This is a genomic window from Prosthecobacter sp. (genome assembly GCF_049294395.1).
Lineage (GTDB): Bacteria > Verrucomicrobiota > Verrucomicrobiia > Verrucomicrobiales > Verrucomicrobiaceae > Prosthecobacter.
The window spans coordinates 67,021-92,881 of record NZ_JBAQCR010000392.1; the positions used below are offsets into that span (position 1 = coordinate 67,021).

A 25,861-nucleotide genomic window follows, 5' to 3' on the forward strand; every position below is an offset into this window, starting at 1 on the left:
ACAGCTGTGAAGAACGCCACTCTCATGAATCCCATGCGTGAACTTGCCTGGCATGAGCGCCAATTTGTGGCGCTCGTGGTGGGAGGTATTCCCGCCTGCCTCATTGGGTTTCTTCTTGGACTCTGGGGAAATGGGATGGGAGGACGGGAGCTCGATCTCGCCACGGTTTTACTGAGGGGCGGCTACTGCTCTGTGTTTCCGGTCATTTTAGCCTGCCTCATGCCGCGTTCCTGGATTCCTCCGGTATTGACCTATTTAGTTGGATTCGGCATGGGATTCGGCAGCTCGGATGGGTTTGCGATGTTTTCAAAAATCATCGTGGCACCTGTTCATTGGTTTGAGGGCAGGCACACGATTATTCAACCACCTCCTTCACATCCTGATCTGCCTTGGATTCTCGGGCTGGCGCTCTGGCTGGCTGGACTGGCGTCCATCCTGCGCGGAAGCCCCCGGTTCGCGGCCATGCTCCGGAGGCTGGAGATCCATCCTGATTGAAGCTGTGGAAGAACCGATAAAGCACAGCAAAAGCCAATGATCGTCCGTTGAGCCGCCCGAATTCCGGCGTATGTGACTGACAACCTCCAATCAACCCCATGCTCATTCCGACCTCTTTCCCCACGTCCAACGGCCCTGCTGAATCCAAACCGCTGATTTCCGAGGAGGGCTGGGTCGTGCAGCACCTGTTTTTTACCATTGATCACGGCTACTGGGCGGCGCTGATGCCGGAAGAGCGCCAGGAGCGGCGTGAGAACTTCACACGCACGATTGAGGCCATTCGCAAGCATCCCGGCACGCAGTTGCTCGCGTTTGCCATGGTGTCGCCCAAGTCGGAGCTGGGCTTCATGCTGATCACGCCGGATTTGCACGACTCACAGCGCTTTGAAAAGCAGATCACTCTGGCTCTGGGCCCTGATGTGCTGACGCCTGCCTACAGCTATCTTTCCATGACGGAGTGGACCGAGTACTCACAGAGCGAAGAAGAGTTCAAGGCGCAGATCGAGAAGGCGGAAAACCTGACTCCCGGCACGGAGGCCTTCGACAAGCGTGTGGCGGAATGGAAGGGCCACATGACGAAGTACTTCAACGACCGCCTCTACCCGAACATGCCCGACTGGCAGGTCTTCTGTTTCTACCCGATGAGCAAGCGCCGCAGCGTGGGCGCAAACTGGTATGCCAACGATTTTGCCAAGCGTCGTGAACTCATGGGCGGCCACGCCAAGACGGGCCGCAAATACGCCGGCAAGGTGCGCCAGCTCATCTCCGGCTCCACCGGCCTCGACAGCCACGAGTGGGGTGTGACGCTCTTCGCGCACGACATGTTCCAGATCAAAAGCATCGTCTATGAAATGCGCTTTGATGAAGTCACCACCCAATACGGCGAATTTGGCGACTTCTACATCGGCATCCAGACACCGACTGGTGAGCTGCTGCAGCGGGTGATGCTGAGTTGATTTTAGCGATTCAGAAACTATCCTCCCTGCATGACAGCCACGCTTCCAGCCCCGGTCGCCGAGATCAAAGGCCGCATCGACGAGCTCTCGAGGGAGGATCGCTTGCTGCTGGACGAGGTTCTTCGTGTAGAAGGCGAAAGCGGCCAATGGGAGGCCATCCCTTGGCCGTGGGAGCTGCTTGAAAAACGCAAAGCAGCTCTGGAACGAGGCGAAAGCAGCGCCATACCCTTGGAGGAAGTCGCAAGCCGACTCCGGGCCCGCAGAGCCGCCCGGCCATGAGAGTCACGGTTGATCTCGCAAATAAGACTGAAATTGAACCTGCGACAGGTGAGCTGCTGCAGCGGGTGATGCTTGCGTGAGGCGAGATTGGGTGCATCTCTCACTTCCTGTGCCAAATCTGCCCCTCACCATCGCCAATCGTCAGTTCAACTCCCGCCTCATGATGGGGACGGGCAAATTCGCCAGCGGTGAGCTGATGCGGGATGCCATCGTGGCCTCGGAGACGGAAATCGTCACCGTGGCGCTGCGCCGGGCGGATTTGACCGGCAAGGGGGATCCCTTTGCCAACATCCTCGATTTCATCCCCAAGAACGTCCTGCTGTTGCCAAACACCAGCGGGGCGATGAATGCGGAGGAGGCTGTGCGCCTGGCCCGCCTGGCCGTGGCCGCGGGGCTGCCCAACTGGGTGAAGCTGGAGATCCATCCGGACCCACGCTACCTGCTGCCAGATCCGATCGAAACGCTCAAGGCGGCTGAAATTCTCGTGAAGGAAGGGTTCATTGTCCTCCCCTACATCAATGCCGACCCCGTTTTGGCCCGCCGCTTGCAGGATGTGGGCACGGCCACGGTCATGCCACTGGGTTCGCCCATCGGTTCGCATCAGGGCATCGTGACGCGTCGTATGATCGAAATCATCATCACCCAGGCCACGGTGCCGGTGGTGGTGGATGCCGGAATTGGGGCTCCCAGCCACGCCGCCGAGGCCTTTGAAATGGGGGCGGATGCCGTTCTGGTGAACACTGCCATTGCCGTGGCTGCTGACCCCGTTCGGATGGCACAAGCCTTCAAAATGGCTGTGGAAGCCGGGCGCAGCGCCTTTGAAATCGGCCTGAGCGAAGGCGCGGGAGAGGCTTCAGCCACCAGTCCGCTGACGACTTTTCTCTACCAGTAACAGGCTTCGAAAAGGGCTGGTTTCAGCCCTTCACCAGGTAGGTGAAAGCGATAACGCCGCAGAAAAGCAGACCGGCTGCAAGACACATTCCAGTAAAGATGACCATAGTGATTGGGCATTTAGCGTGAAATAGAGCGTTCGCTAGTAGAAATTTTTTCTTGCGAATGGAGCGCTTTGGGGCAGACTCCGCGCCCCTATGGCAAAAACATGCTGGCTCGAGCGCGACAAGCGCAAACGTAAAACCGTCGAAAAGTACGCTAAACTCCGTGCAGAACTCAAGGAGAAAGGCGACTTCGTCGGCCTCTCCATGCTTCCACGTGATGCAAGCCCGACACGTCTCATCAACCGCTGCCGCGTTTCCGGTCGTCGTCGCGCGTTCATTCGCCGCTTCCAGATGTCCCGTATGACCTTCCGCGAACTCGCTTCCCAAGGGATGATCCCCGGGGTGACGAAGTCCAGCTGGTAGAATTCCGTCCGAACTTGCAGCCGGAAATTTTTCTGGCTGCATGGGGGAGGCGGTGCGTTCTTCTCTGATGCCTACCTACTCCTACATCGCTGACGACCCTGAAAAGGGATGCCCTGCTTGCCGCAGAGGCTTTGACCTGCGCCGTCCGCTCAGCAGGCCTGCGCTGGACGCGTGCCCTCTTTGCAGGCAGCCGGTCAAAAAACTCATTTCCGGTTTTAACACGCCGAAGATCACCAAAACCCTCTCCGTTTCCGACGCCAAGGCCGCCGGCTTCACCATCCTCGAAAAACGATGCGATGGAAATTACGAGAAGCTGTGAACGCCTGATCGCGCCGCTCCATGACTCCTTTGCTCGCCAATGCTTCTGCCGAACTCGTTCGCGAGTGGAGTTTCACTGCGGGTGAAGTCTTCTGGCAGGCTGTGATTGTGCTGATCATCGTACTGCTCAACGCTTTCTTTGTCGCGGCTGAGTTTGCCATCGTCAAAGTCAGGGACAGCCAGCTCACGGCCGCCATCGAAGACGGCATGCGCGGTGCCAAATTCGCGCAGACCGTGACGCGCAACCTGGACGCCTACCTCTCCGCCGGGCAGCTGGGCATCACACTGACCAGCATCGCGCTGGGGATTTTTGGCGAGCCGTTTGTCGCTGTCGTCGTGCAGCCGATGCTGTTTAAAATGGGCATCGTCAACGAGACGGTGATCCGCTGGACGTCCATCGGCATCGCCTATGCCATCGTCACCTTCCTGCACGTCGTGCTTGGCGAGCAGACGCCGAAGGTGGTCGCCATCCGCAAATCAATGCAAACCGCGCTGCTGATCGCGCGCCCGCTGCACCTGTTTTACATCCTGCTGAAGCCGGCCATCTGGATTCTCAGCGCCAGCACCAACCTCGTCCTCCGCTTCCTGGGCATCACGGCCGTTTCCGAGCACGAGATCGCCCACTCTGAAGAAGAGCTGCGCCACATTGTGGCCGAAAGCCAGAAATCCAAGGAAGTGACCGAAACCGAGAAGGACATCCTTCTCAATGCCCTCGCCCTCAATGACCGCTGCGTGCGTGATGTGATGACGCCGCGCAATCAGGTCGTCTCGCTCGATGCGGATGAAACCTTTGAGGCCAATCTCAAGATCGCCATCGATTCCAAGCACACGCGCTATCCGCTTGTGGAAGGGCATCTCGACCACGCCATCGGCACCATTCATATCAAAGATCTGCTCAGTCTTATCGGCAAACCGCAGCCGGATCTGCGCAAGATCAAACGCGAGCTGCAGATGGTGCCGGAGATGATGCCCATCGACAAGCTGCTGCGCTTCTTCCTCGACAAACACGTTCACGTGGCCCTTGCCGTGGATGAATTCGGCGGTGCCGTCGGCATTGTGACGCTGGACAACGTGCTGGAGGAAATCGTGGGCGATATTCAGGACGAATTCGACCATGAAGTCAGCGAGTTTCGCCGCATCAACGACAACGAATTCACCGTCGAAGGCACCTACAACCTCTACGAATTGGCCGATCAGACCGGCATTGATCTCGACAGCGACGAAGTCACCACCATCGGCGGATACGTCACGCACCTCCTCGGCCATCTCCCCAAGGTGGGCGAAAAAGTGGTCATTGAAGAGTATGAGGTGACCACCACCAAGGCGGACCTCAGGCGTGTTTTGCAGCTGCACTTCAAGCGCCTTTCCACCGTGGCGGAAGAAGCTGCGGCGGCTGATGCTGCACCAGAAGGCGTGTAAGACGGCTCACACGAAAGCCGCCGCATCCGCGACGAAGGCATCCACATCCGCCTCCGTGGTACGCCATGAGCACATCAGGCGTGATCCTCCACCGATGAAGCTGTAGAAAACCCAGCCCCGCTCCTTGAGGCCCTCCTTCATCCGGTCCGGCAGCTTGGCAAACACGGCATTGGCATCCACCGGGTAGAGAATCTGTACACCCGGCAGATGGCCGAGTGCATCTGAGAGGCGTCTGGCCAGGGTGTTGCCGTTTTGCGCATGCCTGCGCCAGGTTTCATCACTCAAAATGCGCAGCCACTGCGCCGAGATGAAGCGCATCTTGGAGCAAAGCTGCCCCGCCTGCTTGCAGCGGTAGGCAAACTCCTGGGACAGCTCCTTGTTGAAAAACACCACGGCTTCCGTCACCGCCATGCCAAGCTTCGTGCCGCCGCAGCACAGCACGTCCACCCCGGCTCGCCAGGTGATGTCAGCGGGCGCGCAATTCAATCCGGTCAGCGCATTGAAAAACCGCGCACCATCCATGTGAATCGACAGGCCATGCTGTTTCGCGACTGCGCCCAGGCCCTTGACCTCACCGGGACGGTACACCGTGCCCAGTTCCGTGCTCTGGCTGATGCTCAGGGCCCGTGGCTTCGGAAAATGCACGTCGCTGCGGCTTGTCGCCAGACGAACGACATCAGCGGGGTCGAGCTTACCCAAAGGGCTGCGGGCCAGCAGGATCTTCGAGCCGTGGCTGAAAAACTCCGGGGCACCGCATTCGTCCGTCTCCACATGAGCCTCCTGCGCGGTGATGATGCTGTGGTAGCTCTGGCACAGCGTGGCGAGCGAGAGCGAGTTCGCCGCCGTGCCGTTGAAGACAAAGTACACATCGCAGTCCGTTTCGAAAAAGCGCCGGAACATTTCGCAGGCCTCCGCAGTGGTCGAGTCGGCCCCATAACTGGGTTGATAGCCTGCGTTGGCCTCTTCCAGCCCCTGCCAGGCTTCGGGGCAAATGCCGGACGTGTTGTCCGAGGCGAAGTGGTATTTCAATTCAGCGCTCATGCTTTTGCTTTCGGCTTCCCATGCCATGCGAGTACGATCCCTGCGAGCAGCAGCAGCACATCGCGCAGGATGAGGTCGCGGTAATTGGAGGTGGCGTCCGCGTGGCCGAAGCAGCCGCAGCGGATGTCGATGCCGCGCCACCATGAGATGCTGATGGCCGCCAGAAAAATCACCAGTGATTCATTCAAGATCAGCAGCCCGCCGGAACGCAGCAGTCCGCTCATGACCGCCAGTCCCGCAAAGATTTCCAGCCACGGCAGCCCCATGGCCAGCCATGCGGCCCAGGGATCTCCCAGCAGATCGAAGCTGCGGATGTCATCGAGAAAGGACATCGGATCCGCCACCTTCAGAATCCCCGCATAAACAAAGACGCCGCCGAAAAAGAAATGAAGGAGAAGTCGCAGCATGGGTTCGCCAAACTTACGGCACCAGTTCCGCCATCGGCAACAAAATGATGACCAGCTTCTTGTCTTCGTAGCTTTCTCCCGGCACCAGCATACCCCGGACGTCCAGTGGGCGCCCCAGCAAAGTGGCAAGCTGAGTGGCAAAACCAGCCTCCGGCGCCTGACCGCCCCCGCCAAAGCTGAGCTGCGCATCATCGTACACACGCATCAATTCACCGCCGTGCAGCACGATGGGGGATTTGTCGCTCGGTGGGAAGCCTTGGATGGAAACCAGGTTCGCCTCTTCTTCACCCAGCAGCTTGGCGGCATGCAGCGGATCGAGTCGGCGCGCCAGATCACCGGGGTCGGTGCGATCAAGAATTTTGGCATTGATCACGGGCGTCTCCGGGCTGCTCAGACGTGGCAGCTTTTCATGCACATGCTTGTACACCGCCAGGGCCACCGCCTTCATGGCCTCCGGGGTCCAGTGACTGTCATGCGAAAAGAACACCGGCTGCCTGTCACGAAATTCCCAAAGAGGCTCGGTCATGTCCAGCACATTGACGCCCGCCGCTTTCAAATCAGCCAGTCGGCCCGCCTCACCTTTCAACCGTACCACGTCCAGATAACGACCTGGCCGGATTTGTTCCGGGTACATCGTGGCACGGTCTGGAATCGTGATCACCAGCAGTGTCGTATCCTGAGCCTTCAGCTGTGACGCCAGCTTGATCAAACCGGACTGCAGGTCGTTGGCAGGGCGTCTGGCATGTGCCAGGCGGTCGAGTTCACTCTGGTCAAAGAGCCAGCCTTCGCGTCCGAGATACACGTTTTTGTTACCTTCATTCAGACCATGCATCAGCAGCCATTGCAATCCGCTGCGCACCGTGGCCGCCGCCAGATTGGTTTTGGAAGACGTGAACCATGACGCAGCTTCAAACAGCAGCGGCACCGCCAGCAGCAAGGCAAACACACGGATGATGTTTCGCGCCGCCTTGGGGCTCAGTTCCGGCTCGGGCGGCACCACGGTCCGCTTCGCAGGGTCAATTCGGGGAAGCGTCGGTTTCATGACATGGGGGCGGCATGCGTCCAAAGCATCGCCACGGCAAAGGTGAAAATGAGAAGACAGATCGTCGCCTTCCATGGCGCCGGCTCACGCAGAAAATCGCGTGAATGCGGCAGGCCGATGAGGCAGACCAGCGCCGCAAAAATCGTGAGCACATGAAAATCCGTCCGCACACGCGCCTGCTGAATCAATGTGGGGATCGTCCGCGTCGGAGGTGCGAACAGAGCCTTCAGGTGCAGCCAGGTGTCGCCTAACGAAGCCGTTTGCACCAGCGCCCCGATCACGGTGATGACCAGCAGGAGCACAATCAGCCGCAGCCAGTTTCCCTGCGTGAATCGTCGCAGCGTCAGCACCTCCTGCACCGGCTCCGCCACCTTGAATCCAAACATGCCGCCCAGTCCCGCTATCACATCACCAGCGGCGGTGCAGGCAAAATGCAGGCTGAGCAGCAGCCCCAGAAATCCCATCCACGCCACGCTGGTGCCCAGGCTTTCCGGTCCGCCCCGGAATGTCATCGTCGCGAGATGCCACAGCGGATCGACCAGCAGCACCCACTTGCCGATTCCCAGGCAGAAGCGCGCGATTCCATTCGCCACGTCATGCGCGGCCGGTCGTGGTTTGACGTACAGGCGCACCGCCATAGCGACGGGCAGAAGCACAAACAGCAGATGGTGGAGACTGATCAGCACAAGTATGGAGATGGCGATAGCTAGACGCCCGTCAATCATGGAATCTTGGGGGCATTGTTCCGAGATGGCAGAGGAGGCAGAAAATTACGTCAGCGAAGCGCTTGTCGCAGCGTTTGAGTACTGTCATGCACGACATTGATCCCACCCTCCCCGAGCACCTCATACGCCGCGATTTCCTCAAGAAACTCGCGGCTGCCAGCACCGCGGCATGGATGACCGGCGCACCGAAGGCCATCTGGGCAAAAACCGGCGAGAAGGTGACTCACCCTCCGGCAAAGGCCGACGCCTGCATCCTCCTCTGGATGGCCGGCGGCATGGCAGCTCCAGACACGTTCGATCCGAAAGGCTACCTGCCCTTTGAGAAGGGCCTGGAGGTCAAGCGTATGCTCAGCACCTTCCCCGCGATCAACACCAACGTGGATGGCATCAAAATTTGCCAGGGGCTGGAAAACATCGCGCAGGTGATGGACCGCGCCACGCTGATTCGCAGTGCGGTGCAGCCCGACCTCGGCAGCATTTTGCACTCGCGGCACCAGTATCACTGGCACACCGGCTATGTGCCGCCGCAGACAGTGGCATGCCCGCACATCGGCTCCTGGATGGCCAAGGTGCTCGGCCCGCGCAATGCCGTGATGCCCGCGTTCATCAACATCGGCCAGCGGCTCGAGGGCGTGGGCGAAAGCGAAGAGCTGAAGGCCTTCACCACCGCCGGATTTTTCGGCAGCGAGTTTGGCCCCATGAACCTGCCCTTTCCTGAAGAGGCCGCGCAGTCCGTGAAGCCACCGAAGGGCATGGACGCGAATCGTTTTGCCAATCGCGACCGCCTTTTCCGCAAACTGGTCGATCAAAGCCCGCAGCGTGAGTTCATGAGCGACTATCAGCAGGAGTCCATGCTGCGCAGCATGGACAATGCCTACCGCCTGCTCAGCGCCAAGGAGCGCGAAGCCTTCGATATCACCCTGGAGCCCAAGGAGAGCTACGCCAAGTATGACACCGGTCGCTTTGGCCGTGGCTGCCTGCTCGCTCGCCGATTGGTCGAGGCGGGCACACGCTTCGTCGAGGTGACCACCGAGTACGTGCCCTTCTTCCAATGGGACACGCATAAAGACGGTCACACCACAGTGGAGGCCATGCACAAGGAAATCGACCTGCCCATCTCGCAGCTTGTGCGTGATCTGGAGGCGAAGGGCCTGCTGGATCGCACGCTTATCGTCATCGCCAGCGAGTTCAGCCGCGATGCGCTCATGGAAGGCAAGCCCGGTTCCACGGCAAACGACCAGACCACCTTCAAAGTCGATACTCTCAGCGAGATGAAGCACTACGGCCTGCACCGCCATTTTACCGGCGGCACCAGCGTGGTGATGTTTGGCGGCGGCGTGAAGAAAGGCCATCTTTATGGCGAAACCGCCGATGAACGCCCTCTCATTGCCACCAAAAATCCGGTCAGTGTCATGGACCTGCATGCCACTATCATGACGGCCATGGGCATCAGTCCGAAGACGGAATTCGAAATCGAAGGCCGCCCCTTCTACGTGACGGAAGATGGTAAAGGAAAAGCCGTGACGGAAATCTTCGCTTAAAAAGATTGGTGGCGCGGATTTCGTCCGTTTAGGCTCTCCCTTCTTCATGAACGCTCTCCGCCTTTTCTGCCTCGGTGTCACGACTCTCGTCCTGGCTGTTTCCTCATCCATTCGTGCCGCCGATGGCGATGACGAGTGGAAGAAGGTCAACGACATCATTGAAGGCATCCGGAACCCCAAGGAGAATCCCCAGACGAGCGAAACGGCGCGCATGATGCTGAAGCACAGCCTGACGGAGTTTGATGCGACTTATGCCGCCGCCATGAAGTCTGCACCCACCAATCCTGCCCGCTGGGATGTGGCGCTCTTTGCCGCGATGCTCGGGCATGTGCGTGAGCTTGCCGGCGTCCCTGCGCCTGAGAAGGAAGCCATCAGCCTGGACGACATCGTCAAAGCAGCGGATGCAAAGCCCGAGACGAGATCACAGGCCAGCCTGACGCAGGTCATGCTCGCGTCTGACTCAGCGGTCGCTCCCGGGGGCGATGCTGCTGCCTGGGTCGCCTTGGCGGAGAAGCACCTGAAGGCTTTCCCGGGGGAAAAGCTCAACAAGATGGTGGAGGTCAAGCTGCAGGAGGTGAATCTCAAGACTCAGCCTCTGGGACTGAAGTTCACAGCCGTGGATGGTCGTGTGGTGGATGTGAGCAAGCTTCAGGGCAAGGTCGTCCTCATTGACTTCTGGGCCACCTGGTGCGGGCCCTGCGTCGAAGAACTGCCGACAGTTCTGAAGATCTACAAAGAACAGCATGCGAAGGGATTTGAGGTCATCGGTGTTTCGCTTGATGCCGACAAAGCGGAACTGGAGGCCTTCCTGAAGGACAAAGGCGTCGAATGGCCTCAGTACTTCGATGGCAAAGGCCCGGAGAACGAACTTTTCCTCAAGTTCAATCTCGAATCCATCCCCACGATGTGGCTGCTGAACAAGAAGGGCGTGGTCGTGAGCATGACCGCCTTTGAGGGGCTGGAGGAGAAGGTGAAGAAACTGCTGGCTGAATAACATGATGATGGCACGTGCCGCATTCATCGGAGTCATTCGCCTTGCCACCTTCTGAATCTTGCCTTGGAGGCAGTCGTTCAGATTGAGAGAAGTGTTATCCTGGCGATGCGTGACAGGAGTTGAGAGGGGAAGCCGTGATGGAAATCTTCGCGTGAAAAGATTGGTGAGGCGGCGGTCTCCCGTTTAGGTTTAGATATGAACGCGCATCGCCTTCTCTGCATCGGGGTCACGACTTTGGTCCTGGCCGTTTCTTCATTCCTTCATGCTGCCAATGGCGATGCTGAATGGCAAAAGGTGGATGATATTGTCGAAAATCTCAAAAATCCGAAGGACAAACCGCAATCGCGGGATGAAGCGATCGCACTGTTGAAAAAGGGACTGACAGAGTTCGATTCCGCTCATGCGGCGGCCATGAAGGTCGCGCCGGAAAATCCCTCCCGCTGGGATGCCGCCTTGTTTGAGATGATGGTCGGTCGTGCACGTGAAGTCGCAGGGGTCCCGGCTCCTGAAAAGAAAGCCGTCAGTCTTGAAGACATTCTCAACGCCGCAGATGCCAAACCTGCAACCAAATCACAGGCCAGCTTGATGAGCGTCATGGAGGCAGCCGACGCCGCCGAAAGCTCTGAAGGGGACTCAGGCGCATGGCTGGCGAAAGCGGAGAAGCATCTGAAAGATTATCCCGCTGAAAAGATGAACAAGGTGGTGGAAGGCAAGATCAAGAGTGTCAAGGCGGCCGCCGACCTGAAGACCAATCCGCTTGAATTGAAATTCACCGCCGTGGACGGCCGTGAAGTGGATGTGTCAAAACTTCAGGGCAAGGTGGTGCTCATCGACTTCTGGGCCACCTGGTGCGGACCTTGCGTGGCCGAACTGCCGAACGTGCTCAAGGCCTACAAGGAACTGCACCCGAAGGGCTTTGAAATTGTGGGCATCTCGCTCGACAGCGATAAGGCCGAACTGGAGGCCTTTGTGAAGGAGAAAGGCATGGAATGGCCGCAGTACTTTGACGGCAAAGGCTGGCAGAACGAGATCTCCTCCAAATACGGCATCAATTCGATCCCTGCCATGTGGCTGCTCAATAAGAAGGGCATGGTGGTGAGCACCAATGCACGCGGCGGTCTGGAAGCACAGGTGACCAAACTTCTCGCGGAGTAAGATCATGATCCATCGTCCTGTATTCATGGCGGTCCTGCTGGCTGCTTCGTTGCTCCATGCCCAGGAAGCGGGCGTTAAGGTCGAAAAGAACGTCATGGTGGCGATGCGCGATGGCGTGAAGCTCGCCACGGATGTTTACCTGCCTGCGGGCAGCGCCGAAAAGCTGCCTGTCATCCTCACGCGTCTGCCTTACAACAAGGACGGCGCGAAAAGTTTCGGTGAGTACTTTGCGGCGCACGGCTATGCGTTTGTGGCACAGGATACTCGTGGGCGCTATGCCAGCGAGGGCGTCTGGCACTGGATGACCGATGATGGCGTGGATGGTGCCGACTGCGCCGCATGGATCGCCGCACAGCCTTGGGCAAATGGCAAGATCGGCATGGTGGGCACCTCGTATGTCGGCGGTACTCAACACGCGATGGCCATGGAAAAAGTGCCGCAGCTCACCACCGTCATCCCGGTGGATGCTGTGTCAAACATGGGACGGCAGAGCATGCGCAATGCGGGTGCGTTTGAGATGCGCTTCTGGAACTGGATCATGCTCAATGCCGGCAAGGGCAGCAATGCGGCGCTTGATCCTGCGACTCAGAACGAGCTCAAGGAAATGGCGGACCATCGCTGGGATTACCTCTCCCTGCTGCCGTTGCGCCCCGGCTCAACGCCTCTGAAGCTCGCCCCTGAATATGAGGACTGGCTCATCCAGGCCATGCGCCACGGCAAGGATGATGCCTTCTGGCGGCAAAACAATATTTTGGCTGATCCCTCGCGCTACAAAGACATGCCGGTCTATTTGGTCGGCGGCTGGTATGACTCATGGGCCGGCAACACCTCGGCGAATTTTCAGGCGCTGTCGAAGACGCTCAAGAGCGATGTCTATCTCATCATGGGCCCATGGATTCACGGCGCGCAAAACAAATCAGCGCATGGGCAGGTGGAGTTCGGCAAAGACGCCGCCATTGAGGATCAGCTTGCTTGGCGCAAGGAGTGGTTTGATCACTGGATGAAGGGCATCGACAACAGCGTCGGCAAGGCCGCTCCCTTCGCCAAAAAAGTGCGCATCTTCGTCATGGGCACCGGAGATGGCAGCAAGACCAAGGACGGTCTGCTCAATCACGGCGGACAATGGCGTGATGAAAACGAATGGCCTCTGGCGCGAATGAAACCCACCCCGTTCTATCTGCATGCCGAAGGCCTGCTGAACGATGCAAAACCCAAGGATGAGCGCGCATCCGTGACCTATGCTTTTGACCCCAAGAACCCGGTGCCCACGCTCGGCGGCAACATTTCTTCCGGAGACGGCATCATGCAGCAGGGTGCGTGGGATCAGCGTGGCAGCGACAAATTCTGGAACTGGACCAAGCCCATCCCGCTGTCCGCCCGCAGTGATGTGCTGGTGTTCCAAACAGCACCGCTGGCCGAAGACACCGAAATCACGGGCGAGATCGAGGTGAAGCTTTGGGCCTCCTCCGATGCCCTGGACACGGACTTCACCGCCAAGTTGATCGATGTCTATCCATCCAGCGCCGACTGGCCGCATGGCTTTGATCTCAATCTCGCCGACGGCATCGTCCGCGCCCGCTTTCGTGATTCACTGGAGGAAGAAAAGCTCATGCAGCCTGGCAAGGTTTATCCCTTCACCATCAAGCTCTACCCCACGAGCAACGTCTTCAAAAAAGGCCACCGCATCCGCGTGGACATCAGCAGCAGCAACTTCCCGCGCTTCGACGTGAACCCCAACACCGGCGAGCCTCTCCAGCAGCATCGCCGCACGGTCATCGCCACGAACACCATTCACTTCGACCGCGAGCACCCCTCCCACATCGTGCTGCCATTGGTGAAGCCGTAGGTCTGGGTAATCGAGTGCGCGCCAGCGTCCTGGAGTGTTCCAGTCCTCTGGAGCTTTTCGCAGGCCATGGAACGTTCGAAAGCGCCGGAGGACCGGCGCACTCCAAGACGCTCCGCGCTGCATCACACTCCCAGCGCCTCGCGCAGGATGCTCATGCTCGCATTCCCGCCCGTGAGCACACACGCCACACGTTTGCCCTGCCATGTGTCGCGTTGCTTCTTCAGCGCAGCATACGCCAGAGCGCCCGCGCCTTCGGCGATGTTATGCGTTCCCTGAATGATCTCACGCATCGCAGTGACGGTCTCATCATCACTTACTGTGACGATATCATGGGCATAACGCATCACATGCTCCAGCGCATCCCGGTTCGGCGTTTTGCAGGCCACTCCCTCCGCCACTCGCGTCATGCTCGTTTGTTCGACAAACTGCCGCTGCTGAAACGACAAGGCATACGCCGGGGCATGTTCGGATACGACGCCGATGATCTTCGTCTTCAATCCCAGCGCTTCACGCGCTGCGGTCACGCCGCAGAATCCGGAACCCAGGCCGATGGGCACAAACACCACATCCAGATCTTTCACCGCGCGAAACAGCTCCAGCCCATACGTTGCCACACCCCGTACCAGCCAAGGGTGGAATGACGGCACCGCATGCAGCCCTTCCTTCACGGCGAGCTCACGAGAGTATTCCAGCGCCTCCTGAAACTCCCGCCCATGCTCCACCAGTTCCGCACTTAGCGAGCGCATGGCGGCGTTCTTCTCCGGGTTGTTGCCATGCGGCACCACAATCACCGCCCGCAGACCATTCCGTCTGGCTGCGAAAGCAATGGACTGCCCGTGATTGCCGGTCGAGGCGGCGATCACCCCGCGCACCTCCGGCTGCTGACGTTTCAGCTCGTCCATATAGACCAGCCCGCCGCGAATTTTGAAGGCCCCAACGGGCGTGTGGTTTTCATGCTTCAACCACAGATCGCAGCTTTGGCCCGCTTCGAGCAGAGGCCAGCGGTACGCCGGTGTTTCGTGAATGTGGGGGCGAATGAGCGCCTTGGCGGCTTCGATTTCGCTGAGGGTCGGCAGTGGCTCCATCTTTCATGGCTAGGCACGAACTCCGAAAAGGCAAGCCCGCAGCCGACGTTATGAGCGGCACCATGAACACGCCTGCCACTTCCCGTCGTCGTTTCCTTCAGACCTCCCTTGCCGGAGCCATTTCCATGCCCGCCTGGGCAGCGCCGCTGGGGGCAAACGGAGATGTGCGTGTCGCGGTGATCGGTTTTCGAGGTCGTGGCGGCGGTCACATCAAGGAACTGCTCAAAGTTCCCGGCGTGCGCTTGGTGGCGCTGTGTGATGTCGATTCCGCCGTCGTGGACAAGAAAGTGGACGAACTCGCGAAGCAGAACATCACCGTCAAAACTTACCGCGACTTCCGCGAGTGCTGCGCGGACAAGGACATCGATGCCGTGACCATCGCCACGCCAAACCACAGCCATGTGCTCATCGCGCTCACGGCCTTGCAGCATGGCAAGCACGTCTATGTGGAAAAACCCGTCTGCCACAATCTCATTGAAGGCCGCAAGCTCATGGCCGCTGCCACCAAAGCAGCGGCAAAGGGCATCATCGTGCAGCACGGCATGCAACGCCGCTCCGACCTCGGCTGGGCTGCGGCCATGGCTTGGGTAAATGAAGGGCACATCGGAAAGAAAAAGCTCTCCCATGCGCTCGTCCACGGCCTGCGCCTCAGCATTGACAAGGTGGATGCCGCCCAGCTGCCGCCTGCCACGGTGGATTACAAGCTGTGGTCTTCTCCGCGTCCTGAGATGCCCATCATGCGCAAGCAGTTCCACTACGACTGGCATTGGCAGTGGCCCTATGGCAACGGCGACATCGGCAATCAGGGGCCGCATCAGTATGACGTGGCCCGCTGGGCGCTCAACGATCCCGCCACGCTGCCGCAGCGTGTGATGAGCCTCGGCCATCGCTGGGGCTATGTGGATGACGGCCAGACGGCGAACTGCCAGCTTGCCTTCCACCCTTATGAGCCCGCGCCTCTGCTCATGGACATGTTTGGCCTGCCCACAAAGAACATGGACAAAAAAACCGGCGAGCCGCCTTACAAGGGCATCCGCACCGGAAACATCATCCACTGTGAAGGCGGCTACGTCGCGGAGTCCAAGGCGTACGACAACGAGGGCAAGACCATCACGAAATTTGAGAACTTTCTCACCGGCCCGGATCACATGAAAAACTTCATCGATTCCGTGCGCGCCGGCAAATACACCAAGGACGTGCTGCACATCCGCCACGGCCAGCAGGCCGCCGCACTGGCGCACCTTGCAAACACTTCCTACCGCCTCGGCAAGGCGATGAAGAACGAGGAGATCAAAGAGCGCCTGCAGGGAGATAAGTTCGGCCAGGCCATTTTTGCAGACATGCTCGCCACGCTTGTCGCGAATCAAATCAACACGGAAGTCGAGCAGGTGGTCGTCGGACCATGGCTCGATTTCGATCCGGTCAAAGAGGTTTTCATCGGTGAGTTTGCGGCCGAGGCCAACAAGCTTGCGCAGGAGGAATACGCCGCCGGATTTGAACTGCCGGAGGTGTGATCCTCACCTCAGCGTGTGCTGCCGTCGAAAATCCTTCGGCGACATCCCCACCACCTGCTTGAAGCGCCGCGAGAAATGGAACGCGTCATGAAAGCCGAGATCACCCGCGATCTGGGCCAGCGTGTGGCTGCTCTCCAGCAGCCTGGAACACGCACGCAGCACAATCGCGTCCGCACGAAATTCGCCAGGACTTTTGCCAGTCAACTGCACAAAGCGTTTCCGAAAAGCACTGTAGGACATGCCCAGAGAAGCCGCGATTTCTTCCAGCGATGGCGCTCCCAGTTTGCCGTCTGCCAGCATGCGCTCTGCTGTCTCCCGCCACTGCAGGGTCTCCGTCGTCTGGTGCTGTGAGGCATCAAATTGAAGAGCATCGGCCAGCCACTGCTGGAAGTGGCAGAGGCGTGACAGAGCCGTCTCATAGGGCGCATCCGGTGGTGGTTCGAGGATACGGCGCAGCCGGTTCGTCCAGTAGAGCAGGGGGCTGAGCTCCAGCACGCGGCTGCGATCTCCGGGGTATCCGGCAGACTGCCAGGCATCGAAGATGCTGCCATTGAACCACAGGAACAGCTCACTCCAGCGCTCGCCCTCTTGAGGGCCGTAGCTTTGATTGATGCCAGGCTTTGACCACACCAGCGTGCCGGGCTGCAGCGCACAGCGCACGCCCGTGTCGTCCATGTAATCCGCCATGCCCTCAAGTGTCAAAACCAGCAGGTAGTGCGGCGTGGGGCGCAGGTAATGCGGTGGCGGTGCATGCGCATAAGTGGCCTGGCTGTTCCACTTGGTTCCCGCGTAAACGATTTGCCCCAGATCGCAGTGCATGGGCCGCGTCGCGTTCATGTTCCAGGGACCTGGAATGTTGAAGTAGAGATTGGGATCGCGCTCCTCGGCCATGTCAAAATCTACATGCATGAGGTCAAACATTCAATTTAGAGAACGGTGGAATGCCCGTATGGGTATGTCAGACAGTCTATGCCACACCATGCGCCCGCCTGAACTTCATCGCTGCATTCCCATGCCATCTGCGTTCCTCGCAGTGCTGGGCGCGTATGCATTCGTGTTGCCCGTCATGGCGGCGGACTATGTGAAAGACATCAAGCCCTTGCTCAAGGAGCGCTGCATTTCCTGCCATGGCACCGTGAAGCAAAAAGGTGATCTGCGGCTCGATGCCGGCGCTTTGATTCAAAAAGAGGTTCACCATGATTTGCTCGAACGCATCGCTTCCACGGATGAAGACGAGCGCATGCCGCCGGAAGGCAAACGTTTGAGCGCAGAGCAGATCGTACTGCTGCGGCAGTGGATCGCGGACGGTGCGCCCTTTCCAAAGGATGAAGTGATTCCAAAGAAGCCTTCCGAGCACTGGTCATTCCAACCCGTGCAGAGTCCACCACTGCCTGCGTCTGCCTTTGCTCATCCGATTGACGCCTTCGTATTCGGCAAACGCGAGGCTGCGCCTCATGCGAATCCGCTGGCGCTGCTCCGCCGCGTGCACCTTGATCTCACCGGTCTACCTCCGACGATTCAAGAGCAGGAGCGTTTCGCCAAATCCGGTGATCTCAACGCCGTTATCGATGACCTGCTCACACGCCCTGAATACGGTGAACGTTGGGCTCGCCACTGGCTGGATGTGGTGCGCTACGCCGACAGCAACGGCTACGAGCGCGATGCGGAGAAGCCCTTCGTCTGGCGCTATCGTGATTACGTCATCGAGTCACTCAATCAGGACAAGCCCTTCAATCGCTTCGTTTTGGAGCAGCTCGCGGGTGACGAACTGCCGGATCGCTCCCTCGCGTCCGTCATTGCCACCGGCTTTCTGCGCCTCGGGCATTGGGACGACGAGCCCGCAGATCCTGCGGCGGATCGCTATGATCAGCTCGACGACATTGTCAGCACCACCGGGCAGGCCTTCCTCGGTCTCACCATCGGCTGCGCACGCTGCCATGATCACAAGTTCGAGCCTCTGGCCACACGCGACTACTACAGCCTCGTGGCTGTGTTTAATCCGCTCAAGCGTCCCGCCAAAGGTCGCACCGAGCTGACCGTGCCTGTTGATGGAGCGGAGGTTTACGCCTGGAGTGAACCATCAGCGAAAGCACCGGAGACACATGTGCTCGTGCGTGGTTCACCCACTCGCTTTGGTGATCTCGTCGAACCTGCTGTCCCTGCCATTCTCGTCAAACAGCAGCCGCAGTTTCCATCGGGTGAAAAGACCACGCAACGCCGCCTCGGCCTCGCGCAATGGATCGCCAGTGAGCAAAATCCACTCACCGCTCGCGTGATCGTGAACCGCGTCTGGCAGCAGCACTTTGGCCAGGGATTCGTGACCACCGCGAACGATTTCGGTCTTATGGGTGCCGTGCCTTCGCAGCCTGAGCTGCTCGACTGGCTCTCCCACTGGTTCATGCATGACGCTGGCTGGTCGTTGAAAAAGCTGCATCGTCTCATTCTCACCAGCCGCGCATGGCAGATGAGCAAATCGTCGGACTCGCTCATGCGCTACCGCCGCCTCGAAGTTGAAGTCATCCGCGACTCCATGCTCGCCGTCAGCGGCCAGCTCAATCCAAAGCGTTTCGGTCCCGCGATGAAACCCGGCATCCCCAAGGCCGCGCTCGAAGCCAATACCGACAAGGAGAAAGTCTGGCAGCCCTCCGAAGAACGGGAAGCCTCGCGCCGCAGCATCTATGCCTTCATCAAGCGCGGCCTCGTCATCCCCATGCTCGAAACTCTCGACCTCGCCGACACCGTCAGCAGCTGCCCGCAGCGTCAGGTCACCACGGTCGCGCCGCAGGCGCTGAGCCTCTTCAACGGGGAATTCGTCAACCAGCAGGCACAGCACTTCGCCAAACGACTGAAGCGCGAGGCTGGGAATGATCCCGAAAAGCAGATCACCCTCGCCTGGAAGCTCGCACTCTGTCGCAATCCCTCACCTGATGAACTGGCGAAGATGCGCACCTTTCTGCAAGACCAGCCGCTGGAGCAGGCCTGCCGCGTGATTTTGAATCTGAACGAGTTTGTTTATCCCGGGTAAGACAAGACGATGAACCGCCCTCTCACACGACGCGAATACTTGATGCGTGCCACCGGCGGCTTTGCCGGATTGGCGCTGGCTGATTTGATGGCGGAATCGCCGCTATCAGAAAAGCGCCCGCATTTTCCAGTGAAGGCGAAGCATTGCGTCTTCCTCTTCATGAATGGCGGGCCGAGCCAGGTGGACACGTTTGATCCGAAACCGACGCTCAAGAAATACCACGGCATGCCTTATCATGGCGATGCGAAGGTGGGCTCCAACGGCCGTGCGGTAGGTCACCTGATGCAGTCGCCGTTTGAGTTCAAGAAGCACGGTCAGAGCGGCCTTGAGATCAGCAGCCTCTTTCCACACACCGCCATGCACGCGGATGACCTCTGCGTCATCCGCTCGATGCATGCGGACACGGCGGCGCATGCCTCCGGCTGCTTGCAAATGAACACGGGCAGCATTTTCATCGGCAAGCCCTGCCTCGGCTCCTGGCTTAATTATGGTCTAGGCACGGCCAATCAAGACCTGCCAGGCTTCGTGGTGATGACGGATCCCCGCGGCGGCCCCATCGGCAGTGCATCGAACTGGACCGCAGGCTACATGCCCGCTGCGTATCAGGGCACCTTGTTTCGCAGCGGCGGCTCGCCCCTGCTGGATCTCGCCACGCCGGAAGGCACAAGCGACCGCACCCAGCGGCGCAGTCTCGATCTCCTCAAGTCCTTGAATGAAGAACATCTCAAGCGGCATCCCGAGGAGACGGAATTGATGGCGCGCATCGAGTCCTACGAGCTGGCCTATCGCATGCAGACGGAGGCGATGAGCGTGGTTGATCTCGACAGTGAAGACGCCGCCACGCGTGAAATGTACGGTCTCAACAACAAGCTCACCGCAGACTTTGGGCGCAAGTGCCTCATCACGCGCAAGCTCATCGAAAAAGGCGTGCGCTTCATCCAGCTCTACTCCGGCGGCGGCCACATCGAGGACACCTGGGACGGCCACAACGACTGCATCACCAATCACACTTTGCACGCCGGTGAAACCGACCAGCCCATCGCGGCGCTGATCGCGGATCTCAAACGCACCGGCCTGTGGGACGAAACACTGCTCGTCTGGGGCGGTGAGTTCGGCCGCACCCCGACCAGCGAAGGCGTGGGCAAGCCGGGCCGTGACCACGACTGGCATGGCTTCTCCATGTGGATGGCAGGAGCAGGTGTTAAAGGTGGCCAGGCCATCGGTGCCACAGACGAACTCGGCTTCAAAGCCGTTGAAGACCGCTGCCATGTGAGCGACCTGCATGCGACGATCCTGCATCTCATGGGCATCGACCACTCACGTCTCAGCTACCTGCATCAGGGACTCAACCAGCGCCTCACGGGCGTCGAGGATCGTCGGGTGATCACGCAGGCGCTGGCGTAACCAGCCAACTGTGTCGCGGTTTTTTTGTTTGATCAAATGGCCTGTGCGGCACGTTTGGATTGGTCTTGCCGACCTTTCATAAAGTTGCCTTTTCCCGCTTTATGAAACTCCAAATTATTTAACTCTCCAACCATGAAATCGCTCGTCATCCTCACCTTGCTTCTTGCTGCGTCTCTGCATGCGCAGACGCCTGCTCCCGCCGTCAAACCTGCTCCGGTTCCGAAACGCGCGCCCACCGTCGCGAATGTGCCTTATGGCAAGCATGAGCGGCAGGTGCTTGATTTTTACAAAGCCGATTCGCTGAAGCCCACGCCGCTGCTGTTTTTCATTCACGGTGGTGGCTGGGTTGCAGGTGACAAATCTGGCGTGGGAGAACTCGAAGCCTGCCTGAAGGCCGGCATCTCCGTCGTTTCCATCAACTACCGCTACTCCTGGCAGGCGCAGCTTGCGGGTGTGATGCCGCCCGTGCAGTGGCCGCTGGAGGATGCTGCCCGCGCCTTGCAGTTTGTGCGCAGCCGCGCGGTGGAATGGAATATCGACAAGCAGCGTATTGGTGCCAGCGGTGGCTCCGCAGGTGCCTGCTCCAGCCTCTACCTCGCCTTTCATGATGACATGGCCGATCCCAAGAGCAGTGATCCCATCGCCCGCGAATCCACGCGTCTTTGGTGCGCCGCGGTCAGCGGGGCGCAGACCTCGCTCGATCCCAAGCAGCTCAAGGAATGGACGCCGAACAGCCGCTACGGTGGCCATGCCTTCGGCTTCATGGACCCGAACGAACGCAAAACCCGCGACACCCGTTTCGCTGAGTTTTTGGAAAAGCGTGAGTCCGTGCTGAAGTGGATCAAGATGTACTCGCCCTATGAGCTCGTGAGCAAGGACGACCCGCCGGTTTATCTCTTCTACACCAGCACCCCGGGCATCGGGCAGGAACAAAAAGATCCCACCCATACTTCGAACTACGGCGTCAAACTTCAGGAACACTGCCGCGAAATTGGTGACGAATGCGAGCTCGTTTATCCCGGTGCACCAGACGTGAAGCACAAGTCGATCGCGGAGTTTTTGATCGATACACTGAAGAAGTAAAATGCCATGCTGACCCGCAGCCAGACTGGTACGGCTGCGGAGGAAGACTCATGATTGCAGCCAGATAAGCTGATTTGAGAGCGTTCTACCTGCTCTCATGAAACTCGCTCTCTCCCTCCTTTTACTCACCTCCATCGCCTTCGCGGCCGACACACCGGCGAAGAAGGAAGCTCCCGCAAAAAAAGCTGCAGCTCCTGCGGCCAAGGCTCCGGCCAAGAAAGTCTATCCGAAGAATCCGCCGCCGACGGTGGCGAATCTGAAGTATGGGCCGGCTGAGAGAAATGTGCTCGATTTCTGGCAGGCGAAGTCGGACAAGCCGACGCCGCTGCTGTTTTTCATCCATGGCGGCGGCTGGATGGGCGGAGACAAGGCGGGCATCGCCGTGGAGCCGTTTTTGAAGGAAGGTATTTCGGTGGTGTCGATCAACTACCGCTACATTTCGCAGGCGCAGGACGTGCCGCCGCCGGTGAAGGCACCGCTGACGGATGCGGCGCTGGCACTGCAGACTGTGCGCAGCAAGGCGGCGGAGTGGAACATCGACAAGACCCGCATTGGCGCCAGTGGCGGTTCCGCAGGTGCATGCAGCAGCCTGTGGCTGGCTTTCCATGATGACATGGCCGACCCGAAGAGCAGCGATCCTATCAAACGTGAATCGACCCGTCTGTACACCGCCGCGGTGAACGGACCACAGACCACGCTGGATCCCAAGCAGATGCGCGAATGGACGCCGAACAGCAAGTATGGCGGCCATGCGTTCAGCAAGGCAGGTGAGTTCAAGAACTTCGATGACTTCGTGGCAGCGCGGGAGCGCATCCTGCCTTGGATCAATGAATACTCGCCCTACGCGCTCGTGACATCGGATGATCCGCCTGTGTATTGCTTGTTCGGCGCTCCTCCGGCCATCGGCCAGGAGCAGAAAGACCCGACGCACACCGCCAACTTTGGCGTGAAACTGCAGGAGCATTGCAAAGAAAAAGGAGTGGCCTGCGAGGTTGTTTATCCCGGTGCCACCGATGTGAAGCACAAGACGATCAACGAATTCCTCATCGCCAAGCTCAAGGAAGCAAAGTGATAGCACCTGACATTCACCATCATAATTATGAAACTCAATTCACTCACTCTCGGCAGCCTCTTACTGGCTGTTTGCCTGGTCTCCCGTGCTGAAGACTCCGCCTTTCGGCCAATCTTCAACGGCAAGGATCTCACCGGCTGGTACGGCCTGAACCCACATTCCGTCGTCAAACTCGAAGGCGAGAAGAAAGCCGAAGCGCTCAAGAAGATGCGCGACGAATTCGCCAAAGACTGGAAGGTGGAGAACGGCGAACTGGTCAACGACGGTCACGGCCCCTATGCCACCACTGAAGAGGAATTTGGCGACATCGAATTCCTCATCGAATACAAAACCGTGGCAGGTGCTGACAGCGGCATCTACCTGCGTGGCGCACCCCAGGTGCAGATCTGGGACAAGTCCCAGGTCTTCGATCCGGCCAAACCGACGCGCAGGCCGCACCTCGGCTCCGGCGGTCTGTTCAACAACACCCCGGACACCCCCGGCCGCGATCCTCTCGTGGTGGCGGACAAGCCCATGGGTGAGTGGAACAGCTTCCGCATCCGCCAGATCGGGGCGCGCACCTGGGTGTGGCTGAACGACAAGCTCGTCGTCGACGGGAATGTGATGGAAAACTACTACGACCGCACCAAGCCGCTGCCTGCCAAGGGACCGATCATGCTGCAGACTCACGGCGGCGAGATCCGCTGGCGCAATCTGAAGGTGCGCGAAATCGGTGCTGAGGAAGCCAAGAAGATCCTTGCCGAAGCCGACGCGAAGAAGTGATCCGATCAGCCTAAATGAAAAAAGCCGCAGAGGGATCACCTCTGCGGCTTTTTATTGGCCGAATCTGTTACTTGTTCAGCACGAGGCGCAGTGTGCCGTTGTGGACCTCCAGCGACTGGATGCCAGCGAGGAATTTTTGCAGCGCAGGATCAGTCTCCACGTTTTCAGCCACTAGATCCACGCCCTTGAGGTCACCGATCCAGCTGTTTGGCAGGGAAATGCCGCCGAGGCTGAGGTCGTCGAGTTTCAGCGACAGCTTGTGCTCAGCCGAGAGGCTGGTGCCGAAGGTGAAGCGGAGGCGAATCTTTTGGTTTGGTACGATCGGGAAATCTTCCGGGGCGGTGAAAATGACCACAGCGGAGACCTGGCCTTCGCCAAACTTCACCTGCACGGTCTCGCCGAGCTGCTGCTGGGCGAGGTAGGCGTTCACTTCACGCTCGTTGACGACGATCGTGCGGTTTGCCTCATCGGGCGGAATGGCGGCAGGATTGTTCAGGGCCTGCAGCTTGTTGTCGAACTCCGCTTTTTCTGTGGCGGTCAGGCTCACGGGAGTCATTGCGGAGGGGTAGAAGGTTTGCTTGACCCAGTAAGCGCCGGTGGCGGCAGCGATGCCCGCGCAGCCGAGAATGACGGCGAGGGTGATGAGCACGACTTTCTTGGTGGAACGCGCACGCGGTGCGGCGGGCGCTGCGGTTTCAGGGACGGTTTGCATGGTGGTGAGTTTGGATGCTTTCCAGGCAAGAGTATTCATTCTGACTGAAAAATGCCATCTACATGTTCCCCGGCAGTTTGTAAGGCATTGACTCGGCAGGCTGGCCTTGGGAACATCTGAAATAACCATGAAATACATACTCGCACTAGACCAGGGCACCACCAGCTCACGCGCGATTCTCTTCAACCACGACGGCGGCATCGTGGCGACGGCCCAGAAAGAATTTCGGCAGATCTTCCCTAAACCGGGCTGGGTGGAGCATGATGCGCAGGAAATCTGGGCCACGCAGGCCGGGGTGGCCTCTGAAGTGCTGCACAAAGCGAGGGCGAAGGCTGCGGACGTGGCCGCCATCGGCATCACGAACCAGCGGGAGACGACCGTGGTTTGGGATCGCAAAACCGGGAAGCCAATCTGCAACGCCATCGTCTGGCAGGACCGCCGCACGGCCTCGATTTGCGACAAGCTGCGCGCGCAGAAGCTCGACAAGCTCATTCAGCGCAAGACCGGCCTCATCGTGGACGCCTACTTCTCCGCCACTAAAGTGCAGTGGATTTTGCAAAACGTGAAAGGAGCCAAAGCCCGTGCGGCGAAAGGTGAGCTCGCCTTTGGCACCATCGACTCCTGGCTGCTGTGGAATCTCACCGGCGGCAAGGTGCATGCCACGGATGTCAGCAATGCCTCGCGCACGATGCTCTATGACATTCGCAAAGGCATCTGGGATGAGGAACTGTTGAAAATCTTCGGCGTGCCGCGATCCATGTTGCCGGAGGTGCGGGATTCGAGCGGGGAGTTTGGCGTGACATCGCTGCTTGGCGGTTCGATTCCTATTGCGGGCATTGCGGGAGATCAGCAGTCGGCTTTGTTTGGCCAGATTTGCACGAAGCCCGGCATGGTGAAGAACACCTATGGCACGGGCTGTTTCATGCTGATGAACACCGGTACCAAACCGATCAATTCCAAAAACAAACTGCTCACCACCGTGGCCTGGCGCATCAACGGGCGCACCGAATACGCGCTGGAAGGCAGCGTGTTCATTGCCGGCGCGGCGATTCAATGGCTGCGCGATGGGCTGGGCATCATCCGTCAGTCGACGGATGTTGAAGCGCTGGCCGCGAGTGTGCCTGACACCGGGGGCGTTTACCTTGTGCCTGCGTTTGCCGGTCTCGGGGCACCGCATTGGGATGCCTATGCGCGCGGCACGCTGGTGGGAATGACGCGCGGCACCACGGCGGCGCACATTGCGCGTGCGGCGCTGGAGGGCATCGCCCTGCAAGTCATGGACATCTTGAAGGCCATGGAAGCTGATGCGGGCATCAAGCTGAAGGAGCTGCGTGTCGATGGCGGTGCCAGCGTGAACAATCTGCTCATGCAGTTGCAGTGCGATCTGCTGGGTGTTCCAGTCGTTCGCCCCAAAGTGAATGAAACCACCGCGCTCGGCGCGGCCTGCCTCGCGGGACTTGCCGTGGGCTATTGGAAAAACTTGGCCGATATCGCCAAGCACTGGCAGGTGGACCGCAAATTCAAGCCGGGCATGAAAGCCTCCGCCCGCACCCAGATCACGCAGGGCTGGAACCGGGCGCTGGGCCGTGCCAAGGGATGGGAGTTGAAGCAGCCGGATTAATGTGGCA

At 59.2% G+C, this 25,861-nt stretch carries 25 protein-coding genes; 18 read left to right on the forward strand and 7 right to left on the reverse strand.

The window, feature by feature from the left end; translation table 11 throughout:
• Nucleotides 1-24: 24 nt before the first annotated feature.
• The 7 genes from WAW39_RS26520 to WAW39_RS26550 all read left to right on the forward strand — a co-directional run bounded on the left by WAW39_RS26520 (nucleotide 25) and on the right by WAW39_RS26550 (nucleotide 4,825).
• Nucleotides 25-495: a hypothetical protein gene (locus WAW39_RS26520; RefSeq protein ID WP_422322175.1), complete on the forward strand. Its 471-nt coding sequence runs from the start codon at nucleotides 25-27 to the stop codon at nucleotides 493-495.
• A 98-nt stretch (nucleotides 496-593) separates the two neighbouring features.
• Complete coding sequence (locus WAW39_RS26525; RefSeq protein ID WP_422322176.1) at nucleotides 594-1,451, forward strand: chlorite dismutase family protein; 858 nt, start codon at nucleotides 594-596, stop codon at nucleotides 1,449-1,451.
• 30 nt (nucleotides 1,452-1,481) lie between these two features.
• Entirely contained in the window at nucleotides 1,482-1,730 is a 249-nt protein-coding gene (locus WAW39_RS26530; protein ID WP_422322177.1) for a hypothetical protein, read from the forward strand.
• A gap of 109 nt (nucleotides 1,731-1,839) precedes the next feature.
• Nucleotides 1,840-2,622, forward strand: a complete 783-nt coding sequence (locus tag WAW39_RS26535) for a thiazole synthase (protein ID WP_422322178.1) — start codon at nucleotides 1,840-1,842, stop codon at nucleotides 2,620-2,622.
• A gap of 196 nt (nucleotides 2,623-2,818) precedes the next feature.
• On the forward strand, nucleotides 2,819-3,088 hold the full coding sequence (rpsN, locus tag WAW39_RS26540) for a 30S ribosomal protein S14 (RefSeq protein ID WP_395730845.1): 270 nt from the start codon (nucleotides 2,819-2,821) through the stop codon (nucleotides 3,086-3,088).
• 67 nt (nucleotides 3,089-3,155) lie between these two features.
• On the forward strand, nucleotides 3,156-3,407 hold the full coding sequence (locus WAW39_RS26545; protein WP_422322179.1) for a zinc ribbon domain-containing protein: 252 nt from the start codon (nucleotides 3,156-3,158) through the stop codon (nucleotides 3,405-3,407).
• A gap of 20 nt (nucleotides 3,408-3,427) precedes the next feature.
• Nucleotides 3,428-4,825 (forward strand): hemolysin family protein, encoded by a 1,398-nt coding sequence (locus tag WAW39_RS26550; protein ID WP_422322180.1) that lies wholly within the window; start codon nucleotides 3,428-3,430, stop codon nucleotides 4,823-4,825.
• A gap of 6 nt (nucleotides 4,826-4,831) precedes the next feature.
• Here the strand turns inward: WAW39_RS26550 and WAW39_RS26555 are convergent, their stop codons facing one another.
• From WAW39_RS26555 to WAW39_RS26570, 4 genes are read right to left on the reverse strand one after another with little or no spacing between them, the layout of a single operon-like run.
• Complete coding sequence (locus tag WAW39_RS26555) at nucleotides 4,832-5,893, reverse strand: threonine aldolase family protein (RefSeq protein WP_422322181.1); 1,062 nt, start codon at nucleotides 5,891-5,893, stop codon at nucleotides 4,832-4,834.
• Nucleotides 5,863-6,273 (reverse strand): MauE/DoxX family redox-associated membrane protein, encoded by a 411-nt coding sequence (locus WAW39_RS26560; RefSeq protein WP_422322182.1) that lies wholly within the window; start codon nucleotides 6,271-6,273, stop codon nucleotides 5,863-5,865. Before WAW39_RS26560 ends, WAW39_RS26555 begins: the two co-directional genes overlap by 31 nt.
• Before the next feature lie 13 nt (nucleotides 6,274-6,286).
• Nucleotides 6,287-7,315, reverse strand: a complete 1,029-nt coding sequence (locus WAW39_RS26565; RefSeq protein ID WP_422322183.1) for an alginate O-acetyltransferase AlgX-related protein — start codon at nucleotides 7,313-7,315, stop codon at nucleotides 6,287-6,289.
• On the reverse strand, nucleotides 7,312-8,001 hold the full coding sequence (locus WAW39_RS26570) for a hypothetical protein (RefSeq protein ID WP_422322184.1): 690 nt from the start codon (nucleotides 7,999-8,001) through the stop codon (nucleotides 7,312-7,314). Before WAW39_RS26570 ends, WAW39_RS26565 begins: the two co-directional genes overlap by 4 nt.
• A gap of 125 nt (nucleotides 8,002-8,126) precedes the next feature.
• Here WAW39_RS26570 and WAW39_RS26575 point away from each other — a divergent pair, with 125 nt between their 5' ends.
• From WAW39_RS26575 to WAW39_RS26590, 4 genes are all read left to right on the forward strand, one after another.
• Nucleotides 8,127-9,581 carry a DUF1501 domain-containing protein gene (locus tag WAW39_RS26575; RefSeq protein WP_422322185.1) on the forward strand — a complete coding sequence of 485 codons (1,455 nt, stop codon included), beginning with the start codon at nucleotides 8,127-8,129 and terminating at the stop codon, nucleotides 9,579-9,581.
• Between the two features lie 46 nt (nucleotides 9,582-9,627).
• A complete protein-coding gene (locus tag WAW39_RS26580; RefSeq protein ID WP_422322186.1) occupies nucleotides 9,628-10,575 on the forward strand; it encodes a TlpA family protein disulfide reductase in 948 nt (315 codons plus the stop codon).
• A gap of 195 nt (nucleotides 10,576-10,770) precedes the next feature.
• Nucleotides 10,771-11,730: a TlpA family protein disulfide reductase gene (locus WAW39_RS26585; RefSeq protein ID WP_422322187.1), complete on the forward strand. Its 960-nt coding sequence runs from the start codon at nucleotides 10,771-10,773 to the stop codon at nucleotides 11,728-11,730.
• Between the two features lie 4 nt (nucleotides 11,731-11,734).
• Nucleotides 11,735-13,576: a CocE/NonD family hydrolase gene (locus WAW39_RS26590; protein WP_422322188.1), complete on the forward strand. Its 1,842-nt coding sequence runs from the start codon at nucleotides 11,735-11,737 to the stop codon at nucleotides 13,574-13,576.
• Nucleotides 13,577-13,698: 122 nt separating this feature from the next.
• Here the strand turns inward: WAW39_RS26590 and WAW39_RS26595 are convergent, their stop codons facing one another.
• Nucleotides 13,699-14,652 (reverse strand): threonine dehydratase, encoded by a 954-nt coding sequence (locus tag WAW39_RS26595; RefSeq protein ID WP_422322287.1) that lies wholly within the window; start codon nucleotides 14,650-14,652, stop codon nucleotides 13,699-13,701.
• Nucleotides 14,653-14,723: 71 nt separating this feature from the next.
• Here WAW39_RS26595 and WAW39_RS26600 point away from each other — a divergent pair, with 71 nt between their 5' ends.
• Nucleotides 14,724-16,175: a Gfo/Idh/MocA family protein gene (locus WAW39_RS26600; protein ID WP_422322189.1), complete on the forward strand. Its 1,452-nt coding sequence runs from the start codon at nucleotides 14,724-14,726 to the stop codon at nucleotides 16,173-16,175.
• A gap of 3 nt (nucleotides 16,176-16,178) precedes the next feature.
• On the opposite strand, the gene WAW39_RS26605 is transcribed toward WAW39_RS26600, so the two are convergent.
• Nucleotides 16,179-17,096, reverse strand: a complete 918-nt coding sequence (locus tag WAW39_RS26605; RefSeq protein WP_422322190.1) for a helix-turn-helix domain-containing protein — start codon at nucleotides 17,094-17,096, stop codon at nucleotides 16,179-16,181.
• 91 nt (nucleotides 17,097-17,187) lie between these two features.
• On the opposite strand from WAW39_RS26605, the gene WAW39_RS26610 reads away from it, so the two are divergent.
• The 5 genes from WAW39_RS26610 to WAW39_RS26630 all read left to right on the forward strand — a co-directional run bounded on the left by WAW39_RS26610 (nucleotide 17,188) and on the right by WAW39_RS26630 (nucleotide 23,521).
• Complete coding sequence (locus WAW39_RS26610; RefSeq protein WP_422322191.1) at nucleotides 17,188-19,200, forward strand: DUF1553 domain-containing protein; 2,013 nt, start codon at nucleotides 17,188-17,190, stop codon at nucleotides 19,198-19,200.
• Between the two features lie 9 nt (nucleotides 19,201-19,209).
• The gene (locus tag WAW39_RS26615) at nucleotides 19,210-20,604 is read left to right on the forward strand and encodes a DUF1501 domain-containing protein (RefSeq protein WP_422322192.1); all 1,395 of its coding nucleotides are present in this window, start codon (nucleotides 19,210-19,212) and stop codon (nucleotides 20,602-20,604) included.
• A gap of 132 nt (nucleotides 20,605-20,736) precedes the next feature.
• The gene (locus WAW39_RS26620) at nucleotides 20,737-21,687 is read left to right on the forward strand and encodes an alpha/beta hydrolase fold domain-containing protein (protein ID WP_422322193.1); all 951 of its coding nucleotides are present in this window, start codon (nucleotides 20,737-20,739) and stop codon (nucleotides 21,685-21,687) included.
• A gap of 97 nt (nucleotides 21,688-21,784) precedes the next feature.
• Nucleotides 21,785-22,759 carry a carboxylesterase family protein gene (locus WAW39_RS26625; protein WP_422322194.1) on the forward strand — a complete coding sequence of 325 codons (975 nt, stop codon included), beginning with the start codon at nucleotides 21,785-21,787 and terminating at the stop codon, nucleotides 22,757-22,759.
• A gap of 27 nt (nucleotides 22,760-22,786) precedes the next feature.
• A complete protein-coding gene (locus WAW39_RS26630) occupies nucleotides 22,787-23,521 on the forward strand; it encodes a 3-keto-disaccharide hydrolase (RefSeq protein WP_422322195.1) in 735 nt (244 codons plus the stop codon).
• A gap of 67 nt (nucleotides 23,522-23,588) precedes the next feature.
• Here WAW39_RS26630 and WAW39_RS26635 read toward each other — a convergent pair whose 3' ends face one another.
• Nucleotides 23,589-24,233: a hypothetical protein gene (locus tag WAW39_RS26635; protein WP_422322196.1), complete on the reverse strand. Its 645-nt coding sequence runs from the start codon at nucleotides 24,231-24,233 to the stop codon at nucleotides 23,589-23,591.
• A 127-nt stretch (nucleotides 24,234-24,360) separates the two neighbouring features.
• On the opposite strand from WAW39_RS26635, the gene glpK reads away from it, so the two are divergent.
• Nucleotides 24,361-25,854, forward strand: coding sequence for a glycerol kinase GlpK (gene glpK / locus WAW39_RS26640; protein ID WP_422322197.1), 1,494 nt, complete (start codon nucleotides 24,361-24,363; stop codon nucleotides 25,852-25,854).
• The last annotated feature ends 7 nt before the right edge of the window (nucleotides 25,855-25,861 follow it).